This window comes from Priestia aryabhattai (assembly GCF_023715685.1).
Lineage (GTDB): Bacteria > Bacillota > Bacilli > Bacillales > Bacillaceae_H > Priestia > Priestia aryabhattai_B.
On sequence record NZ_JAMBOQ010000002.1, the window covers coordinates 629,575 to 646,563 of the forward strand.

At 38.3% G+C, this 16,989-nt stretch carries 19 protein-coding genes; 15 read left to right on the forward strand and 4 right to left on the reverse strand.

The annotated features are described in order from the left end of the window. Positions 1 to 89 precede the first annotated feature (89 nt). The gene (locus tag M3225_RS10130; protein ID WP_251393109.1) at positions 90 to 1,424 is read left to right on the forward strand and encodes a TIGR00366 family protein; all 1,335 of its coding nucleotides are present in this window, start codon (positions 90 to 92) and stop codon (positions 1,422 to 1,424) included. 80 nt (positions 1,425 to 1,504) lie between these two features. Here M3225_RS10130 and M3225_RS10135 read toward each other — a convergent pair whose 3' ends face one another. Continuing rightward, the gene (locus tag M3225_RS10135) at positions 1,505 to 2,344 is read right to left on the reverse strand and encodes an SDR family oxidoreductase (RefSeq protein WP_251393110.1); all 840 of its coding nucleotides are present in this window, start codon (positions 2,342 to 2,344) and stop codon (positions 1,505 to 1,507) included. A gap of 221 nt (positions 2,345 to 2,565) precedes the next feature. On the opposite strand from M3225_RS10135, the gene M3225_RS10140 reads away from it, so the two are divergent. The 3 genes from M3225_RS10140 to M3225_RS10150 all read left to right on the forward strand — a co-directional run bounded on the left by M3225_RS10140 (position 2,566) and on the right by M3225_RS10150 (position 5,709). Beyond that, on the forward strand, positions 2,566 to 3,528 hold the full coding sequence (locus tag M3225_RS10140) for a carbohydrate ABC transporter permease (RefSeq protein WP_251393112.1): 963 nt from the start codon (positions 2,566 to 2,568) through the stop codon (positions 3,526 to 3,528). Next, a complete protein-coding gene (locus M3225_RS10145; RefSeq protein ID WP_013057493.1) occupies positions 3,528 to 4,355 on the forward strand; it encodes a carbohydrate ABC transporter permease in 828 nt (275 codons plus the stop codon). The genes M3225_RS10140 and M3225_RS10145 overlap by 1 nt, the downstream gene beginning before the upstream one ends. A gap of 70 nt (positions 4,356 to 4,425) precedes the next feature. Then, positions 4,426 to 5,709: an ABC transporter substrate-binding protein gene (locus M3225_RS10150; RefSeq protein ID WP_251393114.1), complete on the forward strand. Its 1,284-nt coding sequence runs from the start codon at positions 4,426 to 4,428 to the stop codon at positions 5,707 to 5,709. A gap of 83 nt (positions 5,710 to 5,792) precedes the next feature. Here M3225_RS10150 and M3225_RS10155 read toward each other — a convergent pair whose 3' ends face one another. Further along, entirely contained in the window at positions 5,793 to 6,116 is a 324-nt protein-coding gene (locus tag M3225_RS10155; RefSeq protein ID WP_251393115.1) for a YnfA family protein, read from the reverse strand. Positions 6,117 to 6,392: 276 nt separating this feature from the next. Here M3225_RS10155 and M3225_RS10160 point away from each other — a divergent pair, with 276 nt between their 5' ends. After that, positions 6,393 to 7,379, forward strand: a complete 987-nt coding sequence (locus tag M3225_RS10160; RefSeq protein ID WP_251393117.1) for an MBL fold metallo-hydrolase — start codon at positions 6,393 to 6,395, stop codon at positions 7,377 to 7,379. 42 nt (positions 7,380 to 7,421) lie between these two features. Here M3225_RS10160 and htpX read toward each other — a convergent pair whose 3' ends face one another. Together htpX and plsY are read right to left on the reverse strand one after the other, a co-directional pair. Further along, complete coding sequence (gene htpX / locus M3225_RS10165; protein ID WP_251393120.1) at positions 7,422 to 8,294, reverse strand: protease HtpX; 873 nt, start codon at positions 8,292 to 8,294, stop codon at positions 7,422 to 7,424. 320 nt (positions 8,295 to 8,614) lie between these two features. Continuing rightward, positions 8,615 to 9,202 (reverse strand): glycerol-3-phosphate 1-O-acyltransferase PlsY, encoded by a 588-nt coding sequence (gene plsY / locus M3225_RS10170; protein WP_251393126.1) that lies wholly within the window; start codon positions 9,200 to 9,202, stop codon positions 8,615 to 8,617. Between the two features lie 657 nt (positions 9,203 to 9,859). Here plsY and M3225_RS10175 point away from each other — a divergent pair. From M3225_RS10175 to M3225_RS10220, 10 genes are all read left to right on the forward strand, one after another. Next, a complete protein-coding gene (locus M3225_RS10175; RefSeq protein ID WP_225049418.1) occupies positions 9,860 to 10,048 on the forward strand; it encodes a hypothetical protein in 189 nt (62 codons plus the stop codon). 327 nt (positions 10,049 to 10,375) lie between these two features. Then, positions 10,376 to 10,687 carry a hypothetical protein gene (locus M3225_RS10180; protein ID WP_251393128.1) on the forward strand — a complete coding sequence of 104 codons (312 nt, stop codon included), beginning with the start codon at positions 10,376 to 10,378 and terminating at the stop codon, positions 10,685 to 10,687. Between the two features lie 147 nt (positions 10,688 to 10,834). Continuing rightward, positions 10,835 to 11,557: a glycoside hydrolase family 25 protein gene (locus tag M3225_RS10185; protein ID WP_251393129.1), complete on the forward strand. Its 723-nt coding sequence runs from the start codon at positions 10,835 to 10,837 to the stop codon at positions 11,555 to 11,557. A gap of 33 nt (positions 11,558 to 11,590) precedes the next feature. Beyond that, positions 11,591 to 11,917: a nucleoside triphosphate pyrophosphohydrolase gene (locus tag M3225_RS10190; RefSeq protein WP_251393130.1), complete on the forward strand. Its 327-nt coding sequence runs from the start codon at positions 11,591 to 11,593 to the stop codon at positions 11,915 to 11,917. A gap of 39 nt (positions 11,918 to 11,956) precedes the next feature. Next, positions 11,957 to 12,931, forward strand: coding sequence for an HNH endonuclease (locus M3225_RS10195; RefSeq protein ID WP_251393137.1), 975 nt, complete (start codon positions 11,957 to 11,959; stop codon positions 12,929 to 12,931). Between the two features lie 138 nt (positions 12,932 to 13,069). Next, a complete protein-coding gene (locus M3225_RS10200) occupies positions 13,070 to 14,014 on the forward strand; it encodes a sugar-binding transcriptional regulator (protein ID WP_026106623.1) in 945 nt (314 codons plus the stop codon). A 188-nt stretch (positions 14,015 to 14,202) separates the two neighbouring features. Then, positions 14,203 to 14,343, forward strand: a complete 141-nt coding sequence (locus M3225_RS10205; RefSeq protein ID WP_251393138.1) for a hypothetical protein — start codon at positions 14,203 to 14,205, stop codon at positions 14,341 to 14,343. Positions 14,344 to 14,525: 182 nt separating this feature from the next. After that, the gene (locus tag M3225_RS10210; RefSeq protein WP_057235789.1) at positions 14,526 to 15,827 is read left to right on the forward strand and encodes a pyrimidine-nucleoside phosphorylase; all 1,302 of its coding nucleotides are present in this window, start codon (positions 14,526 to 14,528) and stop codon (positions 15,825 to 15,827) included. Positions 15,828 to 15,848: 21 nt separating this feature from the next. After that, positions 15,849 to 16,523 (forward strand): deoxyribose-phosphate aldolase, encoded by a 675-nt coding sequence (deoC, locus tag M3225_RS10215; protein WP_251393139.1) that lies wholly within the window; start codon positions 15,849 to 15,851, stop codon positions 16,521 to 16,523. A 59-nt stretch (positions 16,524 to 16,582) separates the two neighbouring features. Then, the gene (locus M3225_RS10220) at positions 16,583 to 16,981 is read left to right on the forward strand and encodes a cytidine deaminase (protein WP_251393140.1); all 399 of its coding nucleotides are present in this window, start codon (positions 16,583 to 16,585) and stop codon (positions 16,979 to 16,981) included. Positions 16,982 to 16,989 lie beyond the last annotated feature (8 nt).

The window sequence follows — 16,989 nt, forward strand, 5'->3', positions numbered from 1 at the left end:
AAATATTAACAATTTTCAACAAATTATGTATAATTAAAGATGCTTATCGACATTTATTCACAGGATTATTCCTGTAAAGGAGGAGTAAAATGAAAGCGTTATCTAATTTCTTTACGACGCTTGTGCAGCGTTTTTTACCTGATCCGTTTGTGTTTGCTTTAATCCTGACGCTGATTTTATTTGTATCAGGTATTGTTTTTACTCCTCACGGGCCGATTGAGATGGTTCAGTTTTGGGGAAGCGGCTTTTGGAACCTCCTAGCATTTGCGATGCAAATGAGCTTAGTGCTTGTCACGGGGCATGCGCTTGCTAGCTCGCCGCTTGTAAAGAAGTGGCTTGTAAACATAGCACTGCTAGCCAAAACTCCGGCACAAGGTGTTATTCTTGTTACGCTCGGCGCAGCCATGGCCTGTATGATCAACTGGGGGTTTGGATTGATTGTAGGTGCGCTGTTTGCGAAAGAAGTAGCTAAACGCGTTCCTGGGTCTGATTACCGTTTTTTAATTGCCTGTGCTTACATAGGGTTTTTAACATGGCACGGAGGTTTGTCAGGTTCGATTCCTCTTGTAGCTGCTACACCTGGAAATCCAATGGAAAAAACGGCTGGACTTATTCCGCTATCAGACACGATTTTTACAGGCTACAATTTATTTATTACCCTTGGATTATTAATTGTCCTTCCTATTATGACAAGACTGATGATGCCGACGGGAAAAGAAGTGGTAGAAATTGATCCAAGGCTTTTGGCAGAAGATGAAATGGCTCCGGCGACAGTTGTTGAGACGACTTCTTCTAAGCCAACATTTGCTGTGCGCATGGAAAACAGCAGGTTTTTGAGCTTGACGATTGCGCTTCTTGGGTATTCATATTTAATTTATTATTTTGCTACAAACGGTTTTAAAATGGATATTAACACAGTGAATTTATTGTTTTTTACGACGGGTATTTTGCTTCACCGTACACCTTTATCCTATATGAATGCAGTTTCTAATGCTGCGAAAGGAACCGCGGGAATTGTGATTCAGTTTCCATTTTACGCAGGTATTCAAGGCATGATGGAGCTATCAGGCTTAGGTGGGAAGCTAACGAACGCATTTATCTCGATTTCAAATGAAACGACATTTCCATTTCTGGCGTTTTTAAGTTCCGGCGTTGTGAACTTTTTTGTTCCATCAGGAGGAGGACACTGGGTTGTACAAGGACCTTTTATTATGCCGGCAGCTGAACAGCTCGGTGTAGATCCGGGAATCGCTGCGATGGCAATTGCCTACGGAGAAGCGTGGATGAATATGGCACAGCCGTTTTGGGCATTGCCTGCACTAGCCATCGCAGGACTCGGAGCACGAGATATAATGGGTTACTGCGTGACGACGTTAATTGTATCAGGCTTTATTTTTGCTATAGGACTAACGTTTTTCCACTAAGAAAAGGTCAGCTGAAAAGCTGACCTTTTTTATTAGGGAAAAAGTGTTCCATTATTCGCTTCTTTCCTGCGCATTCTACTTTATAAGCCAACTTCGCGTGTGCTCCAGTTCCAGAATTCTTCTGCCAGCTGTTCATTTTTTGCTCTTGAAGAAGGGGGCGTCACGCGTTTTTTATAAAAATAAGCACCGCTAATATGCGTCACTTCAGGGCTGTTTGCTAAATAAATCGCTGTTTCGGCACCTTCAAAAGGCGTTAAAAAGAAAGGGCGAAGCACAGCGTGAACGCTTTTTCCAAAACCCGTTTGACGGTTAACGCCGATAGCGGTAGAGACTGCTCCCGGGTGAAGGCAATTTACTGTTACAGAAGTATCTTTTAGCTTTTTACTTAAATGGACCGTAAATAAGTTATTCGCTAATTTAGACTGAGAGTATCCTCGCCATATTCCGAATCCTGTTGTTAAGTGAGGGTTGTTGAAGTCTATTTTTCCAGCTTTATGAGCACCGGAGCCAACATTTATAATGCGTCCTTGCTGAGATTTTTTCAACGGATCGAAAAGTAAATTAGTTAACAAAAAGTGACCCAAATGATTAACACCAAGCATCATTTCAAATCCGTCTTGTGTTGTTTCACGCTTGATTGTCACGACGCCCGCGTTATTAATCAGCACATCAAGCACGCTGTAGCGAGACGTAAAGTCTTCAGTGAAAGCTCGGATACTATCGAGAGAAGCTAAGTCACAGGTCATAAGAGATATGGAGTCCGATTCGCTTTGGCGTTTCGCTTCTTCTAACGCGGCATTTCCTCTTTCTTCATTTCGGCACACCATAATAACCTCGAATCCTTTTTTGGCTAGTTTAATCGTTGTGGCCAGCCCCATTCCCGAATTGGCACCCGTAATTAACGCTCGTTTTGCTGTCATGAGTATGTTCCTCCCAACTACATCTTTTTTCTAGTGTATAAGATAAGAAGATACGTCGTCCACTTCTAGCTTTTTCTTTTATGCTTTAAAAAAGTATGTAAAATGTGCACAGGGGAGAAAATGTTGCACAAAGGTCAATATTTTACACCCTACTTGTCAATTAAAGCGGTTTCATAAATAACGGATTTCGCTAAAATAAGACATAGGGAGGTGCTAGTAAGATGAATAGCCAAAGTAAATTACAGGAGACAGAATATGTTCCTTTAGAGCAAGAACTTAAAAGAGAACCATCAATTAATACGAAAAAACGTAAAAATTTAAAAAATGTAGGTTTATTTGCTCTATTTGTAGGGCCCGCACTATTAGCGTTTTGTGTGATTGTACTTATACCATTTTTTACAGGGATTTATTATTCATTTACAGACTGGAACGGAGTAAACGGTACGATTAACTGGGTGGGGCTTGATAACTTTAAGTACTTGTTCACCGAAGATAAGCAGTTTCAGCAATCATTTTGGATTACAACGAAATACACGGTCGTTGCGATTATCTTAACCAATGTGGTCGGATTCGTGTTAGCGATCCTTGTTACTCAAATGTTAAAAACACGAAACATTTTACGTACGGTTTTCTTTATGCCCAATTTAATTGGCGGACTTTTACTAGGATTTGTATGGCAGTTCATTTTCGTAAAAGGATTTGCATCTATCGGACAAATCACGGGAATTTCGCTTTTTGAACTTCCTTGGTTGGGAGATGCAAAAACAGCATTTTGGGGCATTGTGATTGTAAGTGTATGGCAAGGCGCAGGTTATATCATGCTTATTTACACAGCAGCACTGCAAAACGTACCGCAAGAGCTTATTGAAGCAGCAAAAATTGACGGAGCAAGCAGATGGCAAATTCTTCGTCACATTACAATTCCAATGGTAGCACCGGCAATAACGGTTTGTTTATTCTTAACGATTTCATGGTCATTCAAAGTATTCGATGTCAACTTATCATTAACAAACGGTGGTCCATTTAAATCAACAGAAATGTTAGCGCTTAATATTTATACAGAAGCATTTGTTAATAACAGATACGGTCTAGGTGAAGCAAAAGCCTTAATTTTCTTCATCGTTGTAGCAGCGATTACGATTATTCAAGTAACATACACCAAGAAGAAGGAGGTTGAATCGTGATGGGAAACAAATATACGAGCAAAACCTTTATTGTTGAAATTTTAGCGGTCCTGCTTGGATTGGTGTTCTTGGTTCCATTTTATTACGTGCTGTCAAACTCGTTGAAGTCATTTGCTGAAATTTTATCAAACACATCGGCTCTTCCGACAACGATTCAGTTTCAAAACTTTGTCAATGCATTTAACCAAATGAATTACTTAAAGGTGCTTAGCAACTCGCTAATCATTACAGTCATCAGTAACGCAGTTCTAGTAATCTTCTGTTCAATGGCAGCTTACATGCTGGTTCGAACAAAGAAAAAAATCAGCAGCATTATCTTTATGGCGTTCGTAGCGGCAATGGTTATTCCGTTTCAATCCATCATGATTCCACTTGTAAAAGTAGCAGGAAACTTAAACTTGTTAAACAGCATTTGGGGTATTGTGATCATGTACTTAGGCTTCGGTTCTGGTATGACGATTTTCTTATACCACGGATTTATTAAAGGAATTCCAGTCGAGCTAGAAGAAGCGGCAATCATCGACGGATGCTCACGTCTAGGCGTGTTCTGGAGAATTGTATTCCCATTATTAAAGCCAATTACAGTAACCGTTGTCATCTTAAACAGCCTATGGATTTGGAATGACTTCTTACTTCCGTCTCTTGTTCTGCAAGATCCTGAACTAAGAACGATTCCGCTTGCGACATTCTTCTTCTTTGGTCAGTATACAAAGCAGTGGGATTTAGCACTAGCAGCACTCGTTATCAGTATTATCCCGCTATTAATCTTCTTCTTTGCAATGCAAAAACACATTGTTAAAGGAATTACAAGCGGTTCAATTAAATAATAGAAACGGCAACAGGGCTGGTTTTGAGGCTTAGGTATCAAAACCAGCAGCAAATAGGGAGGAACGGAAAATGGCATTTAAAATGAAAAAATGGCCTTTAGCGGCAGGGATTTTATCGGCTACGCTTTTATTTTCAACCGCATGTTCAAACGAAAGCGCATCGGGGAATAAAAAAAGCGGCGGAGATCAAGTGGTAGTAGATGTATTTCAAGGAAAAGTAGAAATTGCAGATCAGTTAAAAGCTCTAACTGACCAGTATACAAAAGAACATCCAAACGTAAAATTTAATATCCAAACGGTGGGTGGAGGAGCTGATGGCGCAGCTGCTTTAAAAGCGCAGTTTGCTTCAGGTAATGCGCCTGACCTTTTCACAAACGGCGGATATCAAGAGGCAAAAACATGGAAAAATAAATTAGAAGATTTATCAGACCAGCCTTGGGTAAAAGATGCATACGATAACACACTTACGCCCATGACGATGGACGGTAAAGTATATGGACAGCCGATCAGTCTTGAAGGCTACGGATTTACATATAACAAAAAGCTGTTCAAAAAAGCAGGAATTAAAGAACTTCCAAAAACGTATTCAGAATTAGAAGCAGCGGCTAAAAAACTAAAAGCTGCCGGGATTACGCCATTTTCTATCGGCTACGGCGAGTGGTGGGTACTTGGAAATCACGGCTTAAATATTCCATTTGCCAGTCAAAAAGATCCGGATGCTTTCATCAATGGATTAAATGACGGCAGCACTAAAATCGCAGGAAACGAGCAGTTCAAGCAATATGTAAAGCTGCTTGATTTAACGGTGAAATACGGAAACAAAAATTCATTAACGACGGATTACAACACGCAAGTAACGAAGTTTGCGAATGGTGAAGCAGCGATGATTCAGCAAGGAAACTGGATTCAGCCAATGCTTGATAAAATTACGCCGAACATGGATGTAGGTATTCTACCTATGCCGTTAAGCGACGATGCAGCTGTATCTGACAAGCTTGCAATCGATGTTCCAAGCAACTGGGTTATTCACAAACAAGCACCGGCGGCAGATAAAAAAGCAGCAAAAGACTTCTTAAATTGGATGGTCACATCTAAAGAAGGTCAAAAAGCGCTAGTAGAAGACTTCAAGTACATTCCAGCCTTTAAATCAATTGAAGCAAAAGACATTGGACCTTTAGGCGAAGAACTTCTTAAATATTCAAAAGATCAAAAAACGCTCCCTTGGGAATGGACAAAATTCCCTGAAGGCGTAACGCAAAAATTCGGAGCGGATGTACAAGAATACATCGGCGGCCAAACATCTGAAGATGAACTATTAAAATCATTAGATAAAAGATGGGCTGAACTGAAGTAATGGAAAAGACAACATAACTGTATCTATATAAAAAAATAAAAGGCGGCAGAATCTATGTGTTCTGCCGCTTTCTGCCTTATCACTTAACTTCTCGGCCAAAGCATAACCGCTACGCCAATTAGACACACAAGTCCGCCAATCCAATCGTATGTATCGGGCATTTTTTTATCAACCCACCACGCCCAAAACAAGCTTAAAACAATAAAAATACCGCCGTACGCTGCATATACACGCCCAAAGTCCGGGAATGACTGCCACGTGGCTATGATACCGTATAACACCAAAGCAATACCGCCTAGCAGCCCTAACAAGCTTGAAGCTCCTTCGCGCAGCCACTGCCAAATAAGATAGCCTCCGCCAATTTCAGCAAGACCCGCCAGGATAAAAAGAAAAATTGCTTTAATCATAAAATATACTCCTTATGTTATCATTTCGTCTCTTTATTCTATCTTACTTTTTTAGTTTGATGAACCCGTAGTACGCTTCAAATAAGTCGTACTGGAAAGCATTCCTTTATCAATTTGTCTTCAAACCTGCTAAACTATTAATAGTATGAATTCATGTGAAACTTTTGTAAAAGTATTGAGAGCCATCCAATTATTGTTGCTCAGAGCTCTTAAGAGGTAGAGGTTAGTAGTAAATGCACTATATATAAAAGAATGCAGATATAGGGGTTTGGTAAAATGAGTTTAGATAATAAAGTGATACGAATTGAGCTGCCTACACCATTTCCAATTGGACCAGTTAATGTGTTTTTATTAAAAGCAGAAAAGTTAACGTTAATCGATGCAGGTATGAAAACAAAAGAAGCGTGGAACGTTTTTGAAGAGGCATTACGTAAAGAAGGATATGAAGTAAAAGACATTGGACAAGTTATTCTTACTCATCAGCATCCGGATCACACTGGATTTTTAGAATGGCTGCCGGGTGATATACCGGTTTACGGCCATAAGCTTGTGGAGCCTTGGATTTACCAAGATGAAGAGTTTGTTCAGCAGCATAGCGAGCTATATCGTAATTTTCTTAGAGAGTTTGGAGTCAGTCATGATGAAATGGACGAATGGCTTCGTAAAGCAACGGCTGCCATTCAAGTACATTCACCTAAAGGGCAGAAGCTAGCGGGGTATTTAAAAGAAGGAGATACACTTCCGTATGCGAGTGATTGGGAAGTGATTGAAACGCCGGGACATTCCTTGAGTCAGCTGATGTTTTACAATCGGAAAGAAAAAGTTGCGTTTGGCGGAGATCATATTTTGCCAAAAGTACCGTCAAATCCATATTTAGAGCCGACGATTCAAAATCCTAAGCCAACACCGCTATTGGACTACTTAGCGTCTCTTGAAAAAACGTTAAACTGCGACATTGATCTGATTTACAGCGGACATGGTGAACCGCTTAGCGACATTCATTCTTTAATTATGGATCGTATTCAAAAGCAGCATAAATGGGCGCTGCGCGTGTTACAAGCGATGGGTGAAGGGAAGAAAACAACGCTTGAAGTAAGCGCTGCTTTTTTCCCGGATATGTATAAAAAAGCACCGGACTTTATTTTCTCAGAAGTGTACGGTCAGCTTACGTATTTAGAAAAAGAAGGCTACGTTGAATTAACAAAAAATGAAGACGGCGTCTTACTGTGGGAAGCTACACGTGTGCTTGTTTCTCAGTCATAACATAACAAAACCAGCTTCTATAAAGAAGCTGGTTTTGTCTGCTTATAGTGAATGCAAGCGCTCAATGCGTTTTTCAAGCGGCGGGTGAGTAGAGAATAAGCGTGAAAACTTTTCTTTACCGCTAATTTTAAAAGCAGCAATTGATTTTTGACGGTCATCTACTAATGAAGTAGTATGACGAAGCGATTCTAACGCATAAATCATCTTTTCTTTTCCTCCGAGTTTAGCTGCAAGCTCATCGGCCTTGAATTCACGTCTTCTTGAATGCCAGAAGATAATCGGGCTGCTTAAAATACTAAAGAGAATCTCAAATACAATGGATGTAAGGAAATAGACAACCATCGCAAACTCTTCTCGAACAAAGTTTGACACCACTTTGGCTACTAAACGAGAGAAGAAAATAACGAATGTATTTAATACTCCTTGCAGCAGCGTAGTTGTTACCATATCACCGCTTTTAATATGCGCTATTTCGTGGGCGATAACGCCGCTGATCGCATCGCGGTCCATGCGTTCAAGCATTCCGCTTGAAACCGCAACAAGTGAACGTCTTTTACTTGGCCCCGTTGCAAAAGCGTTAACTTCCGCCGAGTGATAAATTCCGACCTGAGGCATTTTTCTTAGCCCTGCAACAGATGCAAGTCGGTGCGTTTCTTCTAAAACAAATCGTTCGTATTCACCTTGAGGAGAACGTTCATCAATAACTTGAACACCCATCATCCATTTTGCCATCACTCGTGACATCATGAGAGAAATAATCGCCCCGCTGAAGCCGGCAATTACGCTAAATGCCAGCAAGCCGCCGTAACCGCTGCTTCCTATATAGCCTTGAACACCTAATAAAGATGTAATCGTTGTGATTGTAATTAATACTAAAATATTAACGAAAATAAACAGTGAAATTCGTTTTAGCACAAGTCTTCCTCCTTTAACTAATACGTGCATGGTAGGTATACGGTTGGCAGAGAGAAAAGGTTTCATTTATTTATTCAAAGTTATTAAAAAGGTCATTATGTTAAGTTATTAAATAGTAAATATCAAATTACAAAATGAGATACAAGAAGTAGCGGAATATATTATTTACTCTATAACCAAGAGCATTTTTCAAAAGAAATTTCATAATTTACGTCTAACTTGGGACGAGAAGTACTAAAATAATTAAAAAAGGTGTTCAAACTATGGACACCTTTTTGTTAAAAATATTTAAAGATTAATAGTAAATAACTTTATTACTTTTAAAAAATAACCTTAGGTTCTGTACCTAACTTAATGCGTTTGAAGTTTTTTATATGCTTCCATGTAATGAAAACAAAAATAATGGCTGCAAATACCATTAATGCTACATCGCCTACATAGATTGATGTTAAAAAGGCAACCAATGCGCCAATAGGTGAAGATAGGGATACGTATTTGGAAATTTTTAAAGAAATTAAAAAAGCAAGAATCCCTAGAATGAAAGCTAATGGTGAAAATGCAAGGAATACACCAGCGGCAGTTGCTACAGATTTTCCTCCTTTAAACTTTGCAAAAACCGGATAGCTATGTCCAAGAATAGCAATAAATCCAGGGACAAGCATATGTAAGTGGCTATTCATAATAAGCGGTAAACAGACAGCTAGCGAGCCTTTTGCTATATCACCGATCAATACTATAATACCTGCTTTCTTTCCTAAAGTACGAAAGGTATTAGTGGCTCCTAAGTTGCCGCTTCCGTGCTTACGAACATCGGTTTTGTAAAAGCCCTTTCCAATCACTAAAGCAAAAGGAATTGATCCAATTAAATAAGCTAATAAGATAATTATAGTGTTTGTTAGTACGTTCATTGTTGGCACCTCAAATTGTGTTGTTATTATTTACTTTATAGCAAGATATCAAGAGTAAAATTTATTTTGTTTCTGGCCGCTTCTAGCAGTATGTATTGCTTCCCAGCGAGTAACTTGTGGCTTCTTAAATAGTGAAAGGTAGCTCGTATATCCTTGTAAAATATAAATGCGGTAAAAGTAGTCTTTCATATGGATAGAGGGTTCTGGCTGTTTCGGTGGAGTGTTTGTAAATTCAATTGAATTTTTAATGGGATAACTCCATGACTTTTAGTATGTTAAGATGTTTCTGAACTTTTAAGTCTTGCTACGTATTAGTACAGATTGATATGTCTATTATAAATATGTAAAAAAGAGAAAAGAGGAGAGGCGGAAAGGCAAAAATAAAAAAACTTGCTACAACAACAGCGAAGTTTTTTGCAAATAAGCCGTTCTGATTTCTTTCCACAGAAATCGAAAAACTTGTAATACAATTTTAAAAATATAACATAAATATTTAAAGATGAAAAAATATTTTGGGTATATTATATTAGAAAAAAGTGTGTTGAGCATTTTTTATGAAAAATAAGATAAAAGAATTAACAAATTAAAAGAAATATAATAAAATGTAAAACAGTGTTTCGAAATATTAACTTCTTAAAATTGAAAGGAGTCCTGCACTTGTTGTGGACAGATATTAAAGAACGAGAAGTAGTTATGTACAAAAACTGCCAGGCGAAAATTTTGGAAAAAAAGGTGCCGAATAAAATAGTCGTTCGAAATCTAGAATTCCCGGAAAAAGGTGATTGGATATCAGCCGAGCTTGATTTTGAGGCTGTTGAAAAATTTGAGAAGAGTCGAGAACACTAACACAAAAAACATTTTACAATAATTCTATTTATCATATAAGAAAAAGCCGAGTTTAAGTTTTGAGGTCGGCTTTTTTGTTTATGTCTAATTAGTTATCCTTAAGAAGAGCTCCTCCATAGATAATAATTATTTGTAGTTATCACATTTAAAACGGTGCCTTTCCCTCTTATTAACTTTCCACTATTAAACTAGTCCCACATAAAAACTTGTTTTTATGTGGGACTATTGTTTTATTTTTAGTGCGTGAATTTCTGCCACTTTTTTCATATACAAACGTTCAGAAACAAAACCACTGTGCATACATTGAAGACAAAGGGGGAGGATACAATGGGAAAAGCCAGTCGTATATTGAAATGGGTCAGCGGAGGATTAGAGGCTCTTTGGGGGATTCCGCTCCTAGGTGGCACCTTGGTTATAAGCCTAGCCTACACGCCGCTTATTCTAATGCTCGCATTGCATATCGTAGGTTTAGTATTTGCGATTAAAACAAACAAAGTTCGAACAGGGCATATCATGGGAATTGTCTGTTCAGCTATTGCGTGGATTCCTTTTGTCGGTATGATCATGCACATTTTAACGGCTATTTTCTTACTTATAGAAGCAGCCAAAGATAACAAACCATCCGAAGACGCAGCATAAAAGAAAAGCCGCCTGATTTTTAGGTGGTTTTTTGTATTTATTACTAAATACTTGTAGGATCTCTTGTTTTGGAAAATCCTTTTTATGTTAGAATATTAGAAGTATTTTCTAAAAAAGGGGGTAAACACAATAAAGAAAGTATATGAAATGAAAAAAAGACAGTTTACAGCAGCGGTTGTATTATTTGCGCTTGTAAGCTTTATATTTTTCCTATGGAGTAAAGGATGGGTAATTCCCAATGCCATAAGTGCCAACCGCTATGATATAAAAGGCGTAGACGTATCTTCTTATCAAGGGGAGATTGATTGGAATGTGCTGAGTAAACAAGATATTCAGTTTGCTTTTATCAAAGCAACGGAAGGAAGTTCATTTCAAGACCCTTTATTTAAACAAAACTGGGAACAAGCAAATCGGAAAAACATGCGGATCGGAGCTTATCACTTTTTTAGTTACGATAGTAAAGGTGAAACACAAGCGGCTAATTTTATCAAAACGGTCTCTTTTAAAAATAACGATTTGCCTCCAGTGATCGATGTAGAATTTTACGGAGATAAAAAACAAAACCTTCCGTCTCAGAAACATGTATACAAGGAGCTTTCTAGTATGATTAAACATCTTGAATCTCATTATGACAAGCGCGTCATTCTTTATACGACGCCTAAAGCGTATGACTTGTATATTAAAAACAGATATCCCGAGTGTGATATTTGGATTCGCGACGTTGTGAAAAAGCCAATTCTTGAAGAACAGAAGAACTGGACGTTTTGGCAGTATACGGACAAAGGGCGATTGAGCGGCTATAAAGGTAAAGAAACGTTTATTGATTTAAATGTGTTTAACGGAACTCAAGCAGAATTTGAAAAATACTAGTTTACTAGAAAGATAAGAGATGGAGGAAAAACGATGCCTACTTATAACAAGCTAGTGCGAGATAAAATTCCCACAATTATTGAACAAAGCGGAAAAACCTTCAAATCACGCGTGCTGCAGCGGGAAGAATATCAAAATGAGCTGATGAAAAAAGCAAAAGAAGAGCTTCAAGAATACATAGAAGCCCAAACGCATCAAGAGTCTATTGAAGAGCTCGCGGATTTATTGGAAGTCATGCACGCGCTAGCAGCTGTGCACGGAGCAACACCCGAACAGCTGGAGAAAGTGCGTGAGGAGAAAGCGAAGAAGCGAGGGAAGTTTGATGACCGGGTTTATTTAGTGGAAACAGAAGAAGCGTAGTTTGGTGGTGCAAATAGTGAAGGGAGCGAGCGTTGGCAGGTGAGTTTTAATTTAAAAGTAGGAGAAATAAAAAAAGCTTATTTAACAGAACAAGAAATTTGGAAGATCATTAATCAATTTTTTGCTAATGGTCACTTTACCACAACGTATAAATATGGTTTACTGAAGGCTTTAATTGAAAACCTATATAACGTTGACAATCAGTTAGTCCTCACGTTTGATCAAATTTATTTTTCGTTTGCTAAAATATATTGGAATTTGGTTATTCATCATGATTTAAATCAATTAAATACACCCAATAGACAAGCTGGAATTCAAAAGGAATTAAAGGAATTTCAGTTAATGCATTGTGTCCCCAATGAAGTAGTATTTGATCGTTTACCAAGTAATCTTCAATTGCAATTAGTAGAAAGAACTAAAAAAGTGGGGGCAAAGTATGTAGTAGGGGCGTTATACGGAGATATGGAAGGTTCTATTTATGAGTTTGATAAAAGAACCGGGTACATAAAGTTTAATAGCAGTATGTATATTTTTTTACAAAAATATAGACAAATTGTTACTCATTTAACCAATTATCATTTAGCTAAATTTTTAGAAAAGCATAATGACAAGGATAAGTTAGAAGATGTCTTGTTAAAAGTAGAAAATATTTCAAAACGCGAATCACTGCATGCATTCTATAACATACTTTGGAAATTCGAAACAAAAGAATGTTTTTATTGTGGAAAACGTCTTTCTGATAAACGCATCGCTACTCATGTAGATCATTTTATTCCATGGAGTTATATCCAATCAGATAATATGTGGAATTTGGTGTTAAGCTGTCAAAGCTGCAACACAAAAAAGAGCAATAAACTAGCTAAGAGTGTATACCTTGAGAAGATGTTTGTTCGTAATGATAATCTTAAATTAACAGCAGTTCACAATGATTTTAACTATTATTCGGAGCGTAAGTTAAAAGCTCTTTATGAATATGCTGGAATGAATGGATACGTAGAAAACTGGTCTCCTTAACCGTGAGTATTTCTCTTTTCATCTCAGTTACAAAATCCCCTCTTGAAATTTTGTTCACCAAACAAGTAAACTAAAGACATAAGGTTGGAAAAATTGGGATAAGAAATTCATGAGGTAAGGGAGAACAAGTCGATGGAGATGGATCAAGAGAAATTTAATAAAGTGATTGAAGCGGCAAGGATGTATTATATTCTTGATTATAATCAAAGTGAAATTGCAAAAAAGCTTGGTGTATCAAGGCCTACGGTTTCTCGATTGCTGCAGACAGCAAAAGAAGAAGGCATTGTTCAAATTAAAATTGTGGATTCATCTATCAATAGTGAAAAATTGTCTTCTCAACTTGAACAAAAATTCAATTTAAAAAAAGCAATCGTAACACCGGTGCCTCAATATGAAAATCACATTATTAAAAGTCATCTAGGCGTGGCAGCAGCTGACTATCTCTATGATATCGTAAAAGATGGAGATATTATTGGCGTGACGTGGGGAACAACTCTTTATCAAGTGGCCATCGATTTAAAACAAAAGTATGTGAATGACGTGCAGGTTGTGCAGTTAAAAGGAGGAGTAAGTCATTCAGAAACGAGCACGTATGCTTCTGAAATTATGTACTTATTTGGAAAGGCATACAATACGCCTCCTATGCACCTTCCGTTGCCTGTGATTGTCGATCATGTAGTTGTCAAAAAAGCAATGGAAACGGATCGTCATATTAAGCGCATTTTAGATTTAGGCAAACAAGCCAATATTGCCGTATTTACTACGGGACCCATTAAAACGGATTCGCTGCTTTTTCAGCTTGGCTACTTTTCTGAACAAGATGTAGAGATGATTTCCTCGCGAGCAGTGGGAGACATTTGTTCACGTTTTTTTGATAAAGATGGACAAATTTGCAATGAAAGCCTGGATGAACGGACGCTTGGACTTGATTTAGAAGAACTGAAGAAGAAAGAGTACGCCATTTTAGTAGCCGGTGGGGATCAGAAAATTGACAGCATTTACGGAGCGCTGCAAGGTAAATTTGCAAATGTGCTGGTTACTGATCAGTTTACAGCGCGATTTTTGTTAGATAAGCAAGAGTAAGGGAGATGAAGGCGGTGTTTTTTCAAGAGCAAAAGCTTTACCGGATTGAAGTAATAGAAGATATTATATCTTATTCTGCATCATCTCTGCAGGCACAGCGAAACCGGTAGCCTTTTCAAGCGGACGTTTCAAAAGACCGAGTGATTGCCAAGGGAACCACGGGCTATATCATTAAACGGTGGGGAAGAATGTATTTTTCTCCTGATGCTAATCAAAAAGGAATTGAACGATTTACACCCTCTAATCAGCCACATGTATTAATTCCTTATAAAAAGGTAAAGAATAAGTACCGAATCGTTTTGTCATTTGTGATAAAAGCTGAAAAATAAGGGAAGACTTCCGAGTGCGGAAGTCTTTTTTTATTCACTAAAACAGAGGCTATAAATATTTTTGAACAAATGTAAATATATCTGTTTACAATTGTTCAAAGCTATTATATAGTAAGGGTGTAAGTTGTTGAAAACGTTTTAGTGGATGCACAATATGCAGATACTTTTAGGGGGAAAACGTCATGAGAATGGTTGACTTAATTGAAAAAAAACGTAATGGACATGAATTAAATAAAGCTGAAATTGATTTTATTATTGAAGGTTATACAAAAGGGGATTTACCTGATTATCAGCTATCAGCATTTGCGATGGCGATTTACTTTCAAGGGATGACGCAAGAAGAACGCGTAAATTTAACGCAAGCAATGGTTGAATCAGGCGATCAAATCGACTTATCAAAAATTGAAGGTATTAAAGTGGATAAACACAGCACAGGCGGCGTAGGTGATACAACAACACTTGTACTAGGACCTTTAGTAGCTGCGGTTGATGTACCGGTTGCCAAAATGTCTGGCCGCGGCTTAGGACACACTGGCGGTACGATTGATAAACTTGAAGCAGTGCCTGGATTCCACGTTGAAATTACAAATGAAGAATTCATTCGCTTAGTAAACACAAATAAAATTGCGGTTATTGGTCAAAGCGGAGACTTAACGCCAGCGGATAAAAAACTTTATGCGCTTCGTGATGTAACAGCAACGGTTGATTCGATTCCGTTAATTGCAAGCTCAATTATGAGTAAAAAAATTGCGGCTGGAGCAGACGCAATTTGCTTGGATGTAAAAACTGGGAACGGCGCATTTATGAAGAAGCTTGAAGACGCTGAAGAATTAGCAAAAGCAATGGTTGAAATCGGAAAAGGCGTAGGCCGAAACACAAAAGCAATCATTTCAGATATGAGCCAGCCTCTAGGTTTTGCGGTTGGTAATGCGCTTGAAGTGAAAGAAGCTATCGACACGTTAAAAGGCGAAGGCCCTGAAGATTTAACAGAGCTTTGCTTAACATTAGGAAGTCACATGGTTGTACTTGCTGAAAAAGCAAACAGCTTAGATGAAGCGCGTGCAATGCTTCAAGAAGTAATTAAAAACGGAAAAGCATTAGAATCGTTCAAAACGTTCTTAAGCGCACAAGGCGGAGACGCTTCTGTTGCAGACGATCCGTCTAAATTACCGGATGCAGCGCACAAAATTGAAGTGCCAGCAAAAGAAGATGGATACATTTCAGAAATCGTTGCAGAAAAAATCGGCGTAGCAGCAATGAAGCTAGGTGCAGGACGTGCAACAAAAGAATCTGAAATTGACTTAGCAGTTGGTATCATGCTAAATAAAAAAGTTGGAGATTCAGTGAAAAAAGGCGACTCTCTTGTTACAATCCACAGCAACAGCGAAGATGTACAGGAAGTTATGGATATCGTCTATGATTCTTACAGCACTGTCGCTGAAAAAGTGGAAGCTCCAACGTTAATTTATAAAGAAATTCATTAAGAAATAGAGAGGAAGAACAAAATGAGTCAAAACATTACGGGAATTATTGATCATACATTATTAAAAGCAGATGCAACAGAAGAGCAAATTACGGTTTTAGCACAAGAAGCAAAAGAATATTCATTCGCTTCCGTTTGTGTAAATCCAACGTGGGTAAAAAAAGCAGCTGAGTTATTAAGCGATGCTCCAGAAGTAAAAGTGTGTACGGTAATTGGCTTCCCTCTTGGAGCTACTACTTCAGCAGTGAAAGCATTTGAAACAACAAATGCAATTGAAAACGGTGCAGATGAAGTAGATATGGTTATCAACATCGGCGCGTTAAAAGATAAGAACTATGACCTAGTGCAAAGCGATATTCAAGCAGTGGTAGATGCTGCAAAAGGCAAAGCGCTAGTAAAAGTAATTATTGAAACAGCTCTTTTAACAGACGAAGAAAAAGCAAAAGTTTCTGAGCTTGCTGTAAAAGCTGGAGCTGATTTTGTCAAAACGTCAACGGGCTTCTCAACAGGAGGCGCAACGGTAGAAGACGTAGCGCTTATGAGAAAAACGGTTGGACCAGATGTAGGTGTGAAAGCTTCTGGAGGAGTTCGAGGCTTAGAAGATGCAAAAGCAATGATTGAAGCTGGTGCAACACGTATTGGTGCAAGCTCTGGCGTATCAATTGCAAAAGGTCAATTAAGCAACTCTGATTATTAATAAAGGACAGCAGGTTAGTACTAACTAACCTGCTGTAAACTAAGCAAAGGGTGATGACGGTGGAGCCAAAACAATTAATAGATGAAGCAATCGCAGCAAGCAAACAAGCACATGTACCGTATTCTCATTTCCATGTTGGTGCAGCTCTTTTAACAACCGATGGAAAGGTTTATCGTGGATGCAATATTGAAAACGCTTCCTATGGATTGACGAACTGCGCTGAGCGAACGGCTATTTTTAAGGCTGTTTCAGAAGGGGACAAGCAGTTTTCAGCTATCGCAGTTGTAGGTGATACGGACGGACCAATCTCTCCTTGCGGTGCATGCAGACAAGTATTAGCTGAGTTCTGTGATGATAACACACAAATTATCTTAGCAAACCTAAAAGGAGATTTTGTGATTACAAATATCAATGAAATCTTACCAGGCTATTTTTCATCAAAAGACTTACAAAAATAAGTAAGCAG